Source organism: Extensimonas soli, assembly GCF_029211265.1.
Lineage (GTDB): Bacteria > Pseudomonadota > Gammaproteobacteria > Burkholderiales > Burkholderiaceae_C > Extensimonas > Extensimonas soli.
Window position 1 is genome coordinate 1 of the sequence record NZ_JARGEL010000024.1, and the last position, 16,678, is coordinate 16,678.

At 65.4% G+C, this 16,678-nt stretch carries 14 protein-coding genes; 3 read left to right on the forward strand and 11 right to left on the reverse strand.

Annotation, left to right across the window (positions count from 1 at the left end; genetic code table 11):
- Nucleotides 1-501: 501 nt before the first annotated feature.
- Together guaA and guaB are read right to left on the reverse strand one after the other, a co-directional pair.
- Complete coding sequence (gene guaA / locus PYV55_RS10840) at nt 502-2,118, reverse strand: glutamine-hydrolyzing GMP synthase (protein WP_275850989.1); 1,617 nt, start codon at nt 2,116-2,118, stop codon at nt 502-504.
- Nucleotides 2,119-2,194: 76 nt separating this feature from the next.
- Complete coding sequence (gene guaB, locus PYV55_RS10845; RefSeq protein WP_275850991.1) at nt 2,195-3,670, reverse strand: IMP dehydrogenase; 1,476 nt, start codon at nt 3,668-3,670, stop codon at nt 2,195-2,197.
- An 81-nt stretch (nt 3,671-3,751) separates the two neighbouring features.
- Here guaB and PYV55_RS10850 point away from each other — a divergent pair, with 81 nt between their 5' ends.
- A complete protein-coding gene (locus PYV55_RS10850; protein WP_275850993.1) occupies nt 3,752-4,258 on the forward strand; it encodes a DUF4124 domain-containing protein in 507 nt (168 codons plus the stop codon).
- Nucleotides 4,259-4,325: 67 nt separating this feature from the next.
- On the opposite strand, the gene PYV55_RS10855 is transcribed toward PYV55_RS10850, so the two are convergent.
- Both PYV55_RS10855 and PYV55_RS10860 read right to left on the reverse strand, forming a co-directional pair.
- Complete coding sequence (locus tag PYV55_RS10855; RefSeq protein WP_275850994.1) at nt 4,326-4,700, reverse strand: RnfH family protein; 375 nt, start codon at nt 4,698-4,700, stop codon at nt 4,326-4,328.
- Entirely contained in the window at nt 4,693-5,133 is a 441-nt protein-coding gene (locus tag PYV55_RS10860) for a type II toxin-antitoxin system RatA family toxin (RefSeq protein WP_275850996.1), read from the reverse strand. The genes PYV55_RS10855 and PYV55_RS10860 overlap by 8 nt, the downstream gene beginning before the upstream one ends.
- Before the next feature lie 122 nt (nt 5,134-5,255).
- Here PYV55_RS10860 and smpB point away from each other — a divergent pair, with 122 nt between their 5' ends.
- On the forward strand, nt 5,256-5,729 hold the full coding sequence (smpB, locus tag PYV55_RS10865; protein ID WP_275850998.1) for an SsrA-binding protein SmpB: 474 nt from the start codon (nt 5,256-5,258) through the stop codon (nt 5,727-5,729).
- A 138-nt stretch (nt 5,730-5,867) separates the two neighbouring features.
- On the opposite strand, the gene PYV55_RS10870 is transcribed toward smpB, so the two are convergent.
- The 7 genes from PYV55_RS10870 to rimP form a co-directional block, all read right to left on the reverse strand.
- Nucleotides 5,868-6,971: an enoyl-CoA hydratase/isomerase family protein gene (locus PYV55_RS10870; RefSeq protein ID WP_275851000.1), complete on the reverse strand. Its 1,104-nt coding sequence runs from the start codon at nt 6,969-6,971 to the stop codon at nt 5,868-5,870.
- Between the two features lie 31 nt (nt 6,972-7,002).
- Nucleotides 7,003-8,832, reverse strand: a complete 1,830-nt coding sequence (gene typA, locus PYV55_RS10875; protein WP_275851003.1) for a translational GTPase TypA — start codon at nt 8,830-8,832, stop codon at nt 7,003-7,005.
- Nucleotides 8,829-9,818, reverse strand: coding sequence for a tRNA pseudouridine(55) synthase TruB (gene truB / locus PYV55_RS10880; protein WP_275851005.1), 990 nt, complete (start codon nt 9,816-9,818; stop codon nt 8,829-8,831). Before truB ends, typA begins: the two co-directional genes overlap by 4 nt.
- Nucleotides 9,819-10,187 carry a 30S ribosome-binding factor RbfA gene (gene rbfA, locus PYV55_RS10885; protein ID WP_275851006.1) on the reverse strand — a complete coding sequence of 123 codons (369 nt, stop codon included), beginning with the start codon at nt 10,185-10,187 and terminating at the stop codon, nt 9,819-9,821.
- Between the two features lie 80 nt (nt 10,188-10,267).
- A complete protein-coding gene (gene infB / locus PYV55_RS10890) occupies nt 10,268-13,201 on the reverse strand; it encodes a translation initiation factor IF-2 (protein WP_275851007.1) in 2,934 nt (977 codons plus the stop codon).
- 24 nt (nt 13,202-13,225) lie between these two features.
- Nucleotides 13,226-14,710, reverse strand: a complete 1,485-nt coding sequence (nusA, locus tag PYV55_RS10895) for a transcription termination factor NusA (RefSeq protein WP_275851009.1) — start codon at nt 14,708-14,710, stop codon at nt 13,226-13,228.
- Nucleotides 14,711-14,770: 60 nt separating this feature from the next.
- The gene (gene rimP, locus PYV55_RS10900) at nt 14,771-15,385 is read right to left on the reverse strand and encodes a ribosome maturation factor RimP (RefSeq protein WP_275851012.1); all 615 of its coding nucleotides are present in this window, start codon (nt 15,383-15,385) and stop codon (nt 14,771-14,773) included.
- 397 nt (nt 15,386-15,782) lie between these two features.
- Between rimP and PYV55_RS10905 the strand changes: the two genes are divergently transcribed.
- A complete protein-coding gene (locus tag PYV55_RS10905; protein ID WP_275851015.1) occupies nt 15,783-16,646 on the forward strand; it encodes a prenyltransferase in 864 nt (287 codons plus the stop codon).
- The last annotated feature ends 32 nt before the right edge of the window (nt 16,647-16,678 follow it).

Here is a 16,678-nt window from a genome sequence, read left to right on the forward strand (position 1 = left end):
GCCGAAGATGTAGACTTATCCACAATCCAGACAGCCATTTGACCGTCAATTCAGTGGCTCAATTTTGGTTCGGAAGCCGGCTCACTTTGTTTCTGGAATCAACAGCGTGACGGCCACATAGAGGCCGTCGCGGTCGTTTTCCTTGTAGAGCTTGTCCCTCGGCTTGAGGTTGCGCAGCTTGGTATCGGTCAGCATGGTTCTCGCCCTGATTCGACTCAAATACCATGATTTGGAATCAACCCAATCTGGCGTAAAAATACAATGAAATCATTGCACTACGTCAGATCAATACCATGAGCACCGGAAAGATGGCTGCATGGTATTGATGGCATCTCATGGCATCGAAGCACTCAATGCCATTCATCATGCCATGAAAAACCGGTGCTTGGCGATACCAAAGAATGCCAGCCAGTGCCGGATGAAATCACAAAAAATCCCGCATTGACGCGGGGTTAGCTGTGTTCTAGTGCTACTTGATGCCAGCCGGTGCCAGACGCCGAATCACTCCCACTCTATCGTCGCCGGCGGTTTGGAGCTCACGTCGTAGGTCACGCGGTTGATGCCGCGCACTTCGTTGATGATGCGGCTGCTCACTTTTTTGAGCAGCGCATAAGGCAGTTCGGCCCAGTCGGCGGTCATGAAGTCGCTGGTCTGCACGGCGCGCAGGGCCACCACGTAGTCGTAGGTGCGGCCGTCGCCCATCACGCCCACGCTCTTGACGGGCAGGAACACGGTGAACGCCTGGCTGGTTAAGTCGTACCAGCTCTTGCCGCTGTTGTGGTCCAGGGTCGAGCGCAGTTCTTCGATGAAGATCGCGTCGGCGCGGCGCAGCAGCTCGGCGTATTCCTTCTTGACCTCGCCCAGAATGCGCACGCCCAGGCCCGGGCCGGGAAAGGGGTGGCGGTACACCATGTCGTGCGGCAGGCCCAGCGCCACGCCGAGCTCGCGCACCTCGTCCTTGAACAGGTCGCGCAGCGGCTCCAGGAGCTTGAGGCCCAGCTGCTCGGGCAGGCCGCCGACGTTGTGGTGGCTTTTGATGGTGACGGCTTTTTTGCTCTTGGCACCGCCCGATTCGATCACGTCGGGGTAGATCGTGCCCTGCGCGAGCCACTGCGCGCCTTTGCTGCCCGGGCGCGCGGCCTTGAGCTTTTCGGCCTCGGCCTTGAACACATCGACGAACAGGCGGCCGATGATCTTGCGCTTTTGCTCGGGGTCGCTGACCCCCGCGAGCTCGCGCAAAAACAGTTCGCTCGCATCCACGCGCACCACCTTGGCGTGCAGCTTGCCGGCGAACATCTCCATGACCATGTCGCCCTCGTGCAGGCGCAGCAGGCCGTGATCGACGAACACGCAGGTCAGCTGCTCGCCGATGGCGCGGTGGATCAGCGCCGCGGCCACGCTCGAATCGACGCCGCCCGACAGGCCCAGGATCACCTCCTCGTCACCCACCTGCGCGCGGATGTTTTGCACCGCTTCTTCGATGTGGTTCTGCATGATCCAGTCGGGCTGGGCGCCGCAGATTTCGAGCACGAAGCGCTCGAGCAGCGCGCGGCCCTGCACCGTGTGCGTGACCTCGGGATGGAACTGCACGCCATAAAAGCGCCGCGCCTCGTCGGCCATGCCGGCGATCGGGCAGCTCGGCGTGCTGGCCATGACCTTGAAGCCCGGCGGCAGCGCGGTGACCTTGTCGCCGTGGCTCATCCACACCTTGAGCATGCCGTGGCCCTCGGGCGTGGTGAAGTCGGCAATGCCGTTGAGCAGTGCGGTGTGGCCGTGCGCGCGCACCTCGGCGTAGCCGAACTCGCGCGTGGTGCCGCCCTCAACCTTGCCGCCGAGCTGCTGCGCCATGGTCTGCATGCCGTAACAGATGCCCAGCACAGGCACGCCGAGCGCGAACACGGCGTCGGGCGCGCGGTCATCGACCTCATAGACGCTGGCGTGGCTGCCCGAGAGAATGATGCCTTTGAGGTGGCCGTCGGCTGCATACTGGCGCACCCAGTCGTCGCTCACGTCGCAAGGGTGCACCTCGCAATACACATGCGCCTCGCGCACGCGCCGGGCGATGAGCTGCGTAACCTGGGAGCCGAAGTCGAGGATGAGGATTTTGTCGTGTTGCATGGCGGGTGGGCGATGAAAAAATGCAAAAGCCCGAACGCCGCGCAGGGAGGGTTCGGGCCCGCAAGAACGCAAGCTATCAGTCGGCGCGGTAGTTGGGCGCCTCTTTGGTGATCTGCACGTCGTGTACGTGGCTCTCGCGTATGCCCGCCGTGGTGATCTCGACGAATTCGGCTTTTTCGTTCATTTCCTGGATGGTCGCGCAGCCGCAGTAGCCCATCGCCGCACGCACGCCGCCCGCCATCTGGAAGATGATGGACACCACCGAACCCTTGTACGGCACCCGCCCTTCTATGCCTTCTGGAACGAGTTTGTCCGCATTGGGATTGCCGGTGCTGCTCTCTTGAAAATAGCGGTCGGCGCTGCCTTGCTGCATCGCGCCCAGGCTGCCCATGCCGCGGTAGCTCTTGTAGCTGCGGCCCTGGTAGAGGATGACCTCGCCGGGCGCTTCCTCGGTGCCGGCGAACACGCCGCCCATCATCACCGTGCCCGCGCCCGCGGCCAGGGCCTTGGCCACGTCACCGCTGAAGCGAATGCCGCCGTCGGCGATCAGCGGCACGCCCGTGCCCTTGAGCGCCGTGGCCACGCTGTCTATGGCCATGATCTGCGGCACGCCGACACCGGCCACGATGCGCGTGGTACAGATCGAGCCCGGGCCTATGCCCACCTTGACGGCGTCCGCGCCGGCCTCGACCAGCGCAAGGGCCGCGGCGCCGGTGGCGATGTTGCCGCCGATCACCTCGACCTGCGGGTAGTGCTGCTTGACCCAGCGCACGCGCTCGATCACGCCCCTGCTGTGGCCGTGCGCGGTATCGACCACGACGGCATCGACGCCTGCGCGCACCAGCGCCTCGACGCGCTCTTCGGTGCCCTCGCCCACGCCCACGGCCGCGCCCACGCGCAGGCGCCCGGACTCGTCGCGCGCGGCGTTCGGAAAGCTCGTCTGCTTGGTGATGTCCTTGACCGTGATCAGCCCCTTGAGCTCGAAGGCATCGTTGACCACCAGCAGGCGTTCGAGCTTGTGCTGGTGCAGCAGGGCCTTGGCCTGCTCGGGCGTGGTGCCGTCTTTTTCATTCACGGTGATGAGCTTTTCGCGCGGCGTCATGATCTCGCGCACCCGCACGTCGTAGCGCGTCTCGAAGCGCAAATCACGTCCCGTGACGATGCCCACCACCTTGCCGCCGTCGCACACCGGAAAGCCCGACACACCGAGTTCCTGCGACAGCTGCAGCACCTGCAGCACGGTGTGCTCGGGTGTGATGACCACCGGGTCGCGCAGCACGCCCGATTCATAGCGCTTGACCTTGGCCACCTGCGCCGCCTGCTCTTGCGGCGTGAGGTTTTTGTGCACGATGCCCATGCCACCCTCCTGCGCGATGGCAATCGCCAGACGCGCTTCGGTCACGGTGTCCATGGCGGCGGACACGAGCGGCAGATTCAGCCGGATGTTGCGTGAAAGCTGGGTCGCGAGGGATGTGTCCTTGGGCAGGACCTGGGAGTAGGCTGGCACCAGCAACACGTCGTCGAAGGTGAGCGCTTTTCCGAGTAGGCGCATGTGAAAGCTCCAAAAAACGAATTGTATCCATGGCACTCTGCATGAACCCCTGGCGCGGAATCTGCCCTACACTCGGCCCTCATGAAAACGCCCAAACTGCTTTTGCTCGCCCTGGCCTGCGCCTTTTCGCTCGGCGCTGCGGCCCAATGGCAATGGATAGACAGGGACGGCCGCAAGGTCTTCAGCGACCGGCCGCCGCCCGTGGACATTCCGGACAAAAACATCCTGAAGCAGCCCGGCAACACCGGCAGCCAACGCAGCTACCACCCGGTGCCCGCGGCCGACGCCGCCTCTGCCCCTGCCGCGGCAGCCAGCACCGCGGGGGCAGGTAAAGACAAAGAACTCGAAGAGAAGAAGGCCCAGGCCGAGGCCGCAGAAGCCGCGAAAAAGAAGGCCGAAGCCGAAAAAATCGCCAAAATCAAGGCCGACAACTGCGCGCGCGCGCGCCAGGCCAAGGCGGCCTACGACTCCGGCCGCCTCATCGCGACCACGAACGCGCAAGGCGAGCGCGTGTTCCTCGACGAAGCCGGCCGCGCGGCCGAGACCAAGCGCCTCGAAGGCATCATCGCGACCGAGTGCGCGCCCTGAAGTAAAGGCCGGCGCCTTCGCTGCGGGTCTGCGCCGGGCATGCGCCGCGTGCTTATACCCTTGACAATCAGTCCCCGGCCGTCCTGGCCGTGCGCTTGGCAAACAAACCGCTGCCGCGCTTGCCCTGACGCTCGAAGCGCTCGCGCCGTGCGTGTTTCGGGTCGATTTGCAACGGCCGATAAACCTCTACCCGATCGAACGGCGCAAGGCGCTGCGTGAGCACCACTTTGCGCCCCCAGATTCCGCAGCAAAACCCCTCTGGGGTGTCGTCGGCGGCCGCTGCGCCCGTCGGCTGCGCGACATCGACACCGCTCGCGCGCAGCGCATCGGCAACCGTGGCGCCCGCAGGCAGCTGCAGCTCCAGCTCGCGCACCCTGCGCGGTGCGAGGCACACCACCACGGTCACCGGGATAAGAGCAGGAGCATCGATCGCGTCAGCCATAGACTTTCTCGGCGCGCTGCACGAAGGCATCGACCAGGCTGCTGGCGATGCGGTCGAACACCGGCCCCACCAGCGCCGCGAGCGCCTTGCTGGAAAAGCCGTAGTGCAGCCGCAGCTCGACGCGGCACGCGCGCTGCGCGCCGTCGCCCACAGGGTGGAACTGCCAGTCGCCCTCGAGCTTCGAGAACGGCCCTTTGACGAGCTGCACCTGCACATGTCGCCCCGGCGCGTGCGTGTTGCGCGTGACGAAGGTGTGGCGGATGCCGCCCAGCGCGATGCCCACCTCGGCGAGCATGCCCGTGGGCGTGCGCTCGAGCACGGCGGCGTGGTCGCACCAGGGCAGAAATTCGGGGTAGTGCTCGACCTGCGTGACGAGGTCGAACATTTCCTGCGGGCTATACCAGATGAGGACGGACTTGTGGACGTTTTTCATGCAGACACTAAAAGGGGTCGGGGCGGACTCTTACAATCGCGGGCCCGCGCCATGCTGATGCACGCGCACGGGATTGTAGGCAGGCCTTTTATTCCCCCGCCGCGCACCGCATCTACGAGCCCATGGCGAAAAAATCCGAACTCCCATCCCGCATTGCCGAAAACAAAAAAGCGGCCTACAACTACTTTTTCGAAGAGCGCTACGAAGCCGGCATGGTGCTGCACGGCTGGGAGGTCAAGGCGCTGCGCGAGGGCAAGGTGCAGCTCACCGACGGCTACGTGCTGATCAAAGGCGGCGAGCTGTTTTTGATCGGCTGTCAGATCAACCCGCTCAGGACCGCCTCCACGCACGTGCGTCCCGACGCCGCGCGCACCAAAAAGCTGCTGCTGCACAAGGACGAAATCAAGCGCCTGATCGGCAAGGTCGAGCAAAAAGGCTACACGCTGGTGCCGCTGAACCTGCACTGGAAGAACGGCCGCGTGAAGTGCGAGATCGCACTCGCCAAGGGCAAGGCCGAGCACGACAAGCGCGACACCATCAAGGAGCGCGAGGGCAAGCGCGAAGTCGAGCGCGCGCTCAAGAGCCGTCAGCGCTGAGGGGCTGGAGCGCCTCACAAGCCCCGTCGCTCAAAAAGCCGCCTGCTATCAACAAAGAAGCTGCCAGCGCCTGCTTACTCTTTCTCGCAGACACTTCTGCATCTGAAATCCATACACATCAAGCGCAAGCAGCTCCTGTCAGGATAGCGCCGCGAGCGGGTGCGCCCACGCCGGCCAGGGGCTTTCGAAGAAGGGCTGCCACATCTCGGGCGTGACGTCTTCGATGCGCGGCGGGTTCCAGCGCGGCTGCTGGTCTTTGTCGATGGCGAGCGCGCGTATGCCCTCGATGGTCTCGCTCTGACCGGGGCGCAGGAAGAAGCAGTGGCGCACGATGTCGCGCTCCATGCGCAAATCGTCGGCCAGGCCCAGGTGGCGCGCGCGGCGGATCTGCTCGAGCACCACGTGCAGCATGAGCGGCGAGCGGCGGCGCAGCGTGGCCGCGGTGGCGCGCGCCCAGTCGCTGTCGGCGGCTTCGAGTGCCTGCACGATGTCGCGCACCGTGGGCAGCGAAAAATATTGGTCGATTTGGGCTCTGAGGCTTGCGTGGTCTGCGCTGGCAGCTACGAATTTTGTTTTGATGAAGGCCTCGATCGCGGCGCCGTCGGCAAAGCCCTGCGTCGCGATCGCCTCCCACACCTCGGCCTGCTGTGCAGCGGGCAGGCAGCCGTCGGCGAGGCCGAAGGCGATCGCGTCGCCCGCGCTGATGGTCTCGCCCGTGAGCGCGAGCCACTCGCCCACGTGGCCGGGGCAGCGCGAGAGGAAGTAGCCGCCGCCCACGTCGGGGAACAGGCCTATGCCCGTCTCGGGCATGGCCATTTTGGTGCGCTCGGTCACGATGCGCAGGCTGCCGCCCTGGCTGATGCCCATGCCGCCGCCCATGACGATGCCGTCCATGAACGCGATGTAGGGCTTGGGATAGTTGTGCGTGAAGTGGTTGAGCACGTACTCCTCGGTGAAGAAGTCCTCGATCTTCGGGTCACCTTTGCTGCCGGCTTCGTGCAAAAAGCGGATGTCGCCGCCCGCGCAGAACGCGCCGAACGGGCCGTCCTTGTTGCTGCCGCGGATCGCCACGGCCTGCACGCGCACGTCGTGCTGCCATGCGCGCAGCACCTGCATGAGCGCGCGCACCATGGACAGCGACAGCGCATTGAGCGCACGCGGGCGGTTCAGCGTGATCAGGCCCACGCCGCCGCGCACTTCACTCTGGACTTCGACGTTCTGTTCGGTAGGCTGCGTCGTCATCTTTGCTCCTTTCGTCTCGTCGTGGCACACATCAGGCATTTTCGCGGCTTGCGCGCTTGCGCTCGTGCTCCTTCAAAAAGCGCTTGCGCAGGCGGATGCTTTTGGGCGTGATCTCGACGAGTTCGTCGTCCTCGATGAATTCCACCGCGTACTCGAGCGAGAGCTCGATCGGCGGCGTGATCTTGATCGCGTCTTCCTTGCCGCTCACGCGGAAGTTGGTCAACTGCTTGGTGCGCGTGGCGTTCACCACGAGGTCGTTGTCGCGGCTATGGATGCCCACGATCATGCCCTCATACACCGGGTCGCCCGCCTTCACGAACATGCGCCCGCGGTCGTCGAGCTTGCCCAGCGCGTAGGTGAAGATTTCGCCGTCGTCCATCGAAATCAGCACGCCGTTCTTGCGCCCGCCGATCTCGCCCTTGTACGGCTCGTAGCCGTCGAAGATGTTGCTGATCAGCCCCGAGCCGCGCGTGAGGTTCAAAAACTCGTTCGAAAAGCCGATCAGCCCGCGCGCCGGGATGCGGTATTCGAGCCGCACGCGGCCGCGCCCGTCGGGCTCCATGTTCACGAGCTCGCCCTTGCGCTCGCCCAGCGCCTGCATCACGCCGCCCTGGTGGCCTTCTTCGATGTCGGCAGTCACGAGTTCGATGGGCTCGCAGCGCTCGCCGTTGATCTCCTTGAACACCACGCGCGGCTTGCCCACGGCGAGCTCGTAGCCCTCGCGGCGCATGTTTTCGAGCAGGATGGTCAGGTGCAGCTCGCCGCGGCCAGAGACTTCGAACACGCCGTCCTCGTCGGTTTCCTTCACACGCAGCGCGACGTTGCTCTGCAGCTCTTTTTCCAGCCGGTCCCAGATCTGGCGGCTCGTGACGAACTTGCCCTCACGCCCCGCGAGCGGGCTGGTGTTGACGCAGAAGTTCATGGTCAGCGTGGGCTCATCGACCTGCAGCATGGGCAGCGGGCGCGGGTTCGCCGGGTCGGTCACGGTGACGCCTATGCCTAGGTCCTCGATGCCGTTGATGAGCACGATGTCGCCCGGCCCGGCCTCGGTGACCTGCACGCGGTCCAGCCCCTCGAAGGTCAGCACCTGGTTCACCCGGCCCTTGAACGAATTGCCCTCGGCCCCTTCCATCACGAGCACGTCCTGCCCCGGGCGCAGCGTGCCCGCGTTGATGCGGCCCACGCCGATGCGGCCGACGAAGCTGTTGTAGTCGAGTGCCGAAATCTGCAGCTGCAGCGGCGCGCTCGGGTCGCCCTGGTGCGCGGGCACGTGCTGGAGGACGGTCTCGAACAGTGCCGACATGTCCGGCCCCCACTGCTCGCCGGGCGCGCCCTCTTGCAGCGAGGCCCAGCCGTTGATGCCCGAGGCATAGACCACGGGAAAGTCGAGCTGCTCGTCGGTCGCGCCGAGTTTGTCGAACAGGTCGAACGCGGCGTTGATGACCTTGTCGGGGTTGGCGCCGGGCTTGTCCACCTTGTTGACCACGACGATGGGCTTCAAGCCCAGCGCGAGCGCCTTTTTGGTGACGAAGCGCGTCTGCGGCATAGGGCCCTCTTGCGCGTCGATCAGCAGCAGCACGCCATCGACCATGGAGAGCGCGCGCTCGACCTCACCGCCGAAGTCCGCGTGGCCCGGGGTGTCGACGATGTTGATGTGCGTGCCGCCCCAGCTCACGGCGCAGTTCTTGGCCAGGATGGTGATGCCGCGCTCGCGCTCGATGGCGTTGTTGTCCATCACGGTATCGACCACTTTTTCGTGCGCGGCAAAGGTGCCCGACTGGCGCAGCAGCTGATCGACCATGGTCGTCTTGCCGTGGTCCACGTGGGCGATGATGGCGATGTTGCGAATTTGTTGGCTCATGGTGTTTCCGATGGGCCGCCGGCCTCAGCTGGCGGCAGGTTTTGCAGGATTTGTTGGACTTCGATGGGGCTCAGGAGGCGGTCGGGCACGAGCTCGCCCGCCTGGACATGCGCACTGCCCAGCAGCACGCGCGGACGCTCGGCAAACACGGCGACCTGCGCCGCATCGTGCCAGCGCCCGCGCAGGCGCGCGCCGCACAAAAAGCGCCCGGCATGCTCATCCGCGAGCGTGACAGGCACGTGTCCGGGCAGCAGCACCTCGGGCGGCAGCAAGGCGCGCAGGCGCTGTGCCTCGTCCATGGCTTCGAGCTGCGCGAGCGTGAGGCATTGCGCCACGGCAAACGGCCCCGTGGCCGTGCGCCGCAGCCGCGTCAGGTGCCCGCCGCAGCCCAAGGCAAGGCCTATGTCCTCGCCCAGCGTGCGGATGTAGGTGCCTTTGCTGCACCTTACTTTGATTTCGATAGCTGCTTGTGCTTGCTCTGTCTGTGTCAAGGCCAAGTTCAGTTCATGAATCGTGAGCTCGCGCGGCGCGCGCTCGACTTCAATGCCGGCGCGTGCGTATTCGTACAGCGCCTTGCCGTCTTTCTTGAGCGCGCTGTGCATGGGCGGCACCTGGCGTATGCGGCCCACGAAGCGCTGGCGCACGGCTTCGAGCTGCGCGGGCGTGATCGGCGGCACAGCGCAGCGTGCGCTCACCTCGCCTTCGGCGTCACCCGTCGTGGTGCTCACGCCGAGCAGCAGCGTGGCTTCGTAGCTTTTGTCGGCGTCCAGGTGTAGCGCGCTGAACTTGGTCGCGGCGCCAAAGCACAGCGGCAGCACGCCCGTGGCAAGCGGGTCCAGCGTGCCCGTGTGCCCGGCCTTTTCGGCGCGCAGCAGCCATTTGGCCTTTTGCAAAGCCTGGTTGCTCGAGAGGGCTAGCGGTTTGTCGAGCAGCAACACCCCATGCACAGGGCGCCGCTGCACCCTGGTGCGTGGCGCAGCTACCATTTATTCGTCTTTGGCGCGAGAAGAAACCGCCTTGGCGATCAAGGCGTTCATGTCCGCCGCACGCTCGGTCGTGCGGTCATAGACGAAGTGCAGCGTGGGCACGGTGTGGATATGCAGGCGCTTGAACAAGTGATTGCGCAAATGCCCTGCGGCGTGGTTGAGCGCCTCTTGCGCCACCAGCGGGTCACCCGTGAGCACGCTGAAAAACACTTTCGCGTGCGCATAGTCGGGCGAGATTTCGACGCTTTGCAGCGTCACCATGCCCACGCGCGGGTCCTTGAGCTCGCGCGCGATCAGCTCCGACAAGTCGCGCTGGATCTGGTCGGCGATGCGGTAGCCGCGGTTGGGGACGGAACTCTTGCGTGGCATGGGGCGGTGGAACGGGTAAACCTTGAATCAAAAACCATAGCTGCCAGTGCTTGATGAACAAGCACTGGCAGCCATTTTCATCACAAAGTGCGGGCGATTTCCTTGATTTCAAAGAATTCGAGCTGGTCACCCTCTTTGATGTCGTTGTAGTTCTTGAGCTTGATACCGCACTCGAAGCCTTCCTTGACCTCGCGCACGTCGTCCTTCATGCGCTTGAGCGATTCGATCTCGCCCGTGTAGATGACGACGTTGTCGCGCAGCAGGCGGAAATGCGCGTCGCGCCGCACCAGGCCATGCGTGACGTAGCAGCCCGCCACCGTGCCGATCTTGGAGGCCACGAACACCGTGCGGATCTCCGCCGTGCCTGTGACTTCCTCCTTCTGCTCGGGCGCGAGCATGCCCGACATGGCCGCCTTCAGGTCATCCACGGCGTCGTAGATGATGTCGTAGTAGCGGATGTCCACGTCGTTGCCCTCGGCGAGCTTGCGGGCATTCGCGTCGGCGCGCACATTGAAGCCGATCACCACGGCCTTGGACGCGATCGCGAGGTTGATGTCGGATTCGCTGATGCCGCCCACGCCCGCATACACGAGCTGCACCTTGACCTCGTCGGTCGAGAGCTTGAGCAGCGACTGCGCCAGCGCCTCCTGCGAGCCCTGCACGTCGGCCTTGAGGATGATGGGCAGGGTCTTGACCTCGCCCGCCGTCATTTCGGCGAACATGTTTTCGAGCTTCGCGGCCTGCTGCTTGGCGAGCTTGGTGTTGCGGAACTTGCCCGCGCGGTAGGTGGCGATCTCGCGCGCACGGCGCTCGTCGCTGAGCACCATGAACTCGTCGCCAGCCTGCGGCACCTCGGTCAGGCCCTGGATTTCCACGGGGATGGACGGCCCGGCGGACTTCGTCGAGCGGCCGTTTTCGTCGAGCATGGCGCGCACACGGCCGTAGGTCTGGCCTGCGAGCACCACGTCGCCCACTTTGAGCGTCCCCGACTGCACGAGCACTGTGGCCACGGGGCCGCGGCCCTTGTCGAGCTTGGCTTCGATCACCAGGCCCTTGGCCGACGCTTCGACCGGCGCCTCGAGCTCGAGCACCTCGGCCTGCAGCAGCACCTGCTCGAGCAGCTCGTCGATGCCCTGGCCGGTCTTGGCCGACACCGCCACGAAGGGCGAATCGCCGCCGTACTCCTCGGGCACGACCTCCTCGACGATGAGCTCCTGCTTGACGCGATCGGGATTGGCGTCGGGCTTGTCGATCTTGTTCACCGCAACCACGATGGGCACTCCTGCGGCCTTGGCGTGCTTGACCGCCTCCTTGGTCTGCGGCATCACGCCGTCGTCGGCGGCCACGACCAGGATCACGATGTCGGTCGCCTGCGCGCCGCGTGCGCGCATCGCCGTGAACGCCTCGTGGCCCGGCGTGTCGAGGAAGGTGATGGTGCCGCGCGGCGTCTCCACGTGGTAGGCGCCGATGTGCTGCGTGATGCCGCCGGCCTCGCCCGCAGCGACCTTGGCGCGGCGGATGTAGTCGAGCAGCGAGGTCTTGCCGTGGTCCACGTGGCCCATCACGGTCACCACGGGTGGGCGCGGCAGCAGCGGCGCGTTGGCGTGCGCGGCTTCTTCTTCGGGGAATGCCTCGGGGTCGTCGAGCGCGGCCACCACGGCCTTGTGGCCGAGTTCCTCGACCGTGATCATGGCCGTGTCCTGGTCCAGAGGCTGGTTGATGGTGACCATCTGCCCCATCTTCATGAGCACCTTGATCACTTCCGAGGCCTTGACCGACATCTTGTGCGCAAGCTCGGCCACCGTGATGGTCTCGGGCACGTGCACTTCAAGCACGCGCGCCTCGGCCGGTGCGGCATGCGCGTCTTCACGCTGCTCGCGATGGTCCCTGTCGTTGCCGCGACGGCCCCTGGGTCCGGCACGCCAGGCACCGCGGCCCGCGCCACCGCTCGTATCGCCGCGCGTCTTGATTTCTTTTTTCTTGGCCGTATCGCCGGCCCAGCTCGAGGACAGCTTGGCCGACTTGACTTCCTTGCTACCGCCAGGCGCTGCGGGCGCTGCCGGGCGCGCACCGCCACCGCCGGCACCAGCGCCAGCCTGCGCAGCCGGCTTGTGCAACGTGCCTTTTTTGGCGTCGCCCGCAGGCTTGGCCGCGGGTTTGGGCTCTTCTTTCTTTTCTTCCTTCTTGGCCACCATCACGGTTTTTCGAGGTGTGGCCAGCATGGAACGGATGGCTGCCGCCTCGGCCTCGGCCTTGCGGCGGCGCGCCTCGAGGTCGGCGGCACGCGCGGCCTCTTCTGCGGCGCGCGCTTTGGACTCGACTTCGGCCTTTTCGCGTTCGGCCTGCTGCTGCGCCGCACGCGCCGCGGCCTCATCGGCCTGGGTGCGCGCAGCCTCCTGCTGGGCCGCCGTGGCCTTGGCTTTCTTTTCGGCCTCTTGGGCAGCGTAGGCGGCGGCGCGTTCATCGGCTTCGCGCTCACGGCGTTCACGCTCTTCACGCTCGCGCTGCTCGCGCGCTTCGCGCTCGTGGCGCTGCTGCGCGAGCTCTTCCTCCTGGCGCCGGATCAGCTCCGCCTGCTGGCGCGCCTCTTCCTCGCGGCGCGTCCACTCGCGCTCCTGCGCTGAAGCCACGGCCGATTCCGGCTCCGTGTCGGCGTGGGCATGCTCGCCCACCAGCGCCGGCGCGCCCATGTCGGCCGTCGCTTCGGCCATGTCCTCGCGCTTGATGAAGGTGCGCTTCTTGCGCACTTCGACCTGGATGGTGCGCGCCTTGCCGCTCGCGTCAGCCTGCTTGATCTCGGTGGTGGATTTTTTCACCAGGGTGATCTTTTTGCGGTCACCCGAGGCGGTGCCGTGGCTGGCCTGCAGGTGGGCGAGCAGCTTTTGCTTGTCCGCCTCGGTGAGCTGGTCGGATGCACTGGTCTTGGCCACGCCTGCGGCACGCAACTGGTCGAGCAGGATGGCTGGGGATTTTTTGAGTTCGTTCGCGAACTCTGCAACGGTGTTACTGGACATAAATGCTTCGTGCCTCCCTGACCCTCATTGCTGGCCCGCAAACCAATGTTCGCGTGCTTTCATAATCAAGGCCTTGGCCTCATCCTCGGACTGGCCGGTGATGGCCGTGAGTTCATCGACGGCCAGGTCGCCCAGGTCGTCGCGCGTGTGCACACCGTGCTCTGCCAGCTTGGCGATCAGCTCGGGCGTGAGGCCGTCGAGGTCGCGCAAGTCCTGCGACGACTCCTCCACGCCTTCTTCGCGCGCGATCTCCATCGTCAGCAGCGCGTCCTTGGCACGCGCGCGCAACTCATTGACCGTGTCTTCGTCCAGGGACTCGATCGCCAGCATTTCCTGCAGCGGCACGTAGGCCACTTCTTCCAGACTGGAAAAGCCCTCGGCCACCAGGATGTCGGCGATTTCCTCATCGACGTCGAGCTTTTCGATGAACAGCTTGCGCAGCGTGGCGGTTTCTTCGGCCTGCTTTTGCGCCGATTCGGCAGCGTCCATGATGTTGATCTTCCAGCCCGTGAGCTCGGAGGCCAGGCGCACGTTCTGGCCGCCGCGACCAATCGCGATGGCGAGGTTTTCCTCATCGACCACCACGTCCATCGCGTGCTTTTCCTCATCGACCACGATGGACTGCACGTTCGCCGGCGCGAGCGCGCCAATGACGAACTGCGCCGGGTCTTCCGACCACAGCACGATGTCCACGCGCTCGCCCGCGAGTTCGTTGGTCACCGCAGTGACGCGCGAGCCACGTACGCCCACGCAGGTGCCTATCGGGTCGATGCGCTTGTCATGGCTCAGCACGGCGATCTTCGCGCGGCTGCCGGCGTCACGCGCGCAGCTCTTGATTTCGAGCAGGCCCTGCTCGATTTCGGGCACTTCCTGGCGAAAGAGCTCGATCATGAATTCGGGTGCGGCGCGCGAGAGGATGATGGGCGCGCCGCGCAGCGTCGGATCGACTTCGAGAATGATCGCGCGCACCCGGTCGCCTATGCGCAGATTCTCCTTGGGGATCATCTCGCTGCGCTTGAGGCGCCCCTCCACGCGGCCGCTTTCAATGATCAGGTCGCCCTTGTCCAGGCGCTTGACGGTGCCGCTGAAGATTTTTTCGCCGCGGCTCATGAAGTCGCTGAGCAGCGTCTCGCGCTCGGCATCGCGGATTTTCTGCAGGATCACCTGTTTGGCCGCCATCGCGCCTATGCGCCCGATCGGCACCGATTCGACGGACTCTTCGATGTATTCGCCCACCTCGATGCCGGGCACACGCTCGCGCGCGTCCATGAGCAGCTCTTCGGCGTCGGGGTTTTGCAAGCCGGCCTCGTCGGGCACGACCAGCCAGCGGCGGAAAGTCTCGTAGTCGCCGGTGTCACGATCGACCGCCACGCGAATGTCCACCTCGCCCTTGTAGAGCTTTTTCGTGGCCTGCGCGAGCGCCGCCTCGACGGCAGCCAGCACCACGTCGCGCTCCACGTTTTTCTCGCGCGAAATGGCATCGATCAACATCAACAATTCGCGATTCATGCGACAACTCTCCTGTAATCCAATCCTTGTGCCCGCGCTCCGCGCGGACCCTGCGAGCGCTCAGCCAGCGCGCCCCTTGAAGTCCACGATGGGCGCAAGCCGCGCCTCGCGCAACTCGTCGAGCGCGAAGCCCAGCACCTGCACGGGTGCCGGCGCACGCTTCTTGCTCACCCTTTGCCCAGGCTTGGGCGCGGGCGCATCGCTCCAGACAATTTGCCAGCCGCCCGACGCCGCGCGCTCCAGCGTGCCGCGAAACTTCTTGCGCAGCGCGTGCACCTGCCCTGCAGCCGCACCGCCTATGGGCGCCTTGAGGGTGATGTCTATCACCGCCCCCGTGAAGCGCATGAAATCCTGCTCGTGGCGCAGCGGCCGGTCTATGCCCGGCGAAGACACTTCGAGGCGCTTGTAATCGACCCCTTCGACCTCGAGGGCGAACTGCAACTGGCGCGTAACCTTCTCGCAATCCTCCACCGTCACGAAGCGCTCCACCGGCCCGGCGGCTTCGGCGTGCCCTGCCGGCTGCACCGCATCCGCATCCGCATCCGCATCCGCATCCGGCGGCAGCCAGGGCATATCGATGGTGACGCGCAGCAAGCCCCCCGCGGAGCGTTCGACCTCCACCAGGTCGTAACCCAGCCCGCGCACCACTTGTTCGACGACTTGCTGCAATGCCACGAAAATCCGTTCTCTGTGCCGAAAAACAAAAAAACCCGACAACCCCTGAAACCCTGCTTTGCAAGCGGGCCCCTGAGGCTTCGAGCTCCACAAAAACGACCGTTCGAGATGTACCGCCTCAAATGACCGACTTGGCGATCGACCAAAAAAAACGGGCGGATGGCACCCGCCCGATCGGTCGTGAGCCTTGGATTCTAACGGCCAGCGCCCGCTCTTGCAAGCGCTATCGAAAGCAAAAAAGAAGCCAAGCGGACACAAGACGGGGGGATGGAACAATGCACGCATGCCCATTTTTCACGCTCCAGGCCCGCCCGGGCCGCAAGCCGCGCGCGCCGCAAGCCACCTTCCTTGGTGGGGCCCAGCGCGCCCGCCTTTTTTACTGCTCACTTTCGCCTGCATGGCCTGGGCCGTAGCCTGCAGCGGCTGGCTGGCGCACCAGCATGGGCAGGTGCTGAACTGGGCCGACGCGGCACTCGCCACCCTGGGCGCGCTGGCAGCGCACCTGGGCACGAATGCGCTCAACGAATATGCAGACTTCCGCTCGGGCCTGGACGCACAGACGCAGCGCACGCCCTTCAGCGGCGGCAGCGGTGTGCTACCCGCGCGCCCTGCACTGGCCAGCGTGGCGCTGGGCATGGGCGTGGCCGCTCTGGCACTGAGCGCGGCCACGGGGGTGTATTTTCTTTGGCGGCATGCCGCCGCCCTGCCCGTTTTGCTGCCGCTGGGGCTGGCCGGGCTGGTGCTGGCCGCCGCCTACACCCCCTGGATCACGCGCCACCCCTGGCTGTGCCTGATCGCACCGGGGCTGGGTTTCGGCCCTTTGATGGCGCTGGGCACAGCGGCCGTGCTGCTCGGCGGCCTCACGGCGCAGACTGCCGCCACCATGGGCCTTGCGTCATTGCTGCCCTTCGGCCTGGCGAACGCCTTGCTGCTGCTCAACCAGTTTCCCGACGTCGAGGCCGACCGCCGCGCTGGCCGGCGCACCCTGCCCATTGTGCTGGGCAAGGAGCAGGCCTGGCCCGTGCTGGCGGCGCAATATCTGCTGGCTTACGGTGCTTTGCTGGCCACCGTGGCGGCCCGCGATGTGCCGCCTGCGGCCTTGCTGGGGCTGCTCACTTTGCCCCTGGCGGCAAAAACCATGCACCATGCCGCCTGCCATGCCAACGACACCGCCGCACTGCTGCCTGCCATGCGCTGGAATGTGTTCCTCAGCCTGGCGACACCCGTCCTCGCCGCCGCCGGGGTGGCTTGGGGGGCCTGAGCATGCTGCAACCCCGCGCCATCCACCGCCCA

Coding starts and splice junctions, on each gene's coding strand:
- guaA (WP_275850989.1), bottom strand. CDS start 2,118: ATGCAACACGACAAAATCCTCATCCTCGACTTCGGCTCCCAGGTTACG.
- guaB (WP_275850991.1), bottom strand. CDS start 3,670: ATGCGCCTACTCGGAAAAGCGCTCACCTTCGACGACGTGTTGCTGGTG.
- PYV55_RS10850 (WP_275850993.1), top strand. CDS start 3,752: ATGAAAACGCCCAAACTGCTTTTGCTCGCCCTGGCCTGCGCCTTTTCG.
- PYV55_RS10855 (WP_275850994.1), bottom strand. CDS start 4,700: ATGGCTGACGCGATCGATGCTCCTGCTCTTATCCCGGTGACCGTGGTG.
- PYV55_RS10860 (WP_275850996.1), bottom strand. CDS start 5,133: ATGAAAAACGTCCACAAGTCCGTCCTCATCTGGTATAGCCCGCAGGAA.
- smpB (WP_275850998.1), top strand. CDS start 5,256: ATGGCGAAAAAATCCGAACTCCCATCCCGCATTGCCGAAAACAAAAAA.
- PYV55_RS10870 (WP_275851000.1), bottom strand. CDS start 6,971: ATGACGACGCAGCCTACCGAACAGAACGTCGAAGTCCAGAGTGAAGTG.
- typA (WP_275851003.1), bottom strand. CDS start 8,832: ATGAGCCAACAAATTCGCAACATCGCCATCATCGCCCACGTGGACCAC.
- truB (WP_275851005.1), bottom strand. CDS start 9,818: ATGGTAGCTGCGCCACGCACCAGGGTGCAGCGGCGCCCTGTGCATGGG.
- rbfA (WP_275851006.1), bottom strand. CDS start 10,187: ATGCCACGCAAGAGTTCCGTCCCCAACCGCGGCTACCGCATCGCCGAC.
- infB (WP_275851007.1), bottom strand. CDS start 13,201: ATGTCCAGTAACACCGTTGCAGAGTTCGCGAACGAACTCAAAAAATCC.
- nusA (WP_275851009.1), bottom strand. CDS start 14,710: ATGAATCGCGAATTGTTGATGTTGATCGATGCCATTTCGCGCGAGAAA.
- PYV55_RS10905 (WP_275851015.1), top strand. CDS start 15,783: ATGGCCTGGGCCGTAGCCTGCAGCGGCTGGCTGGCGCACCAGCATGGG.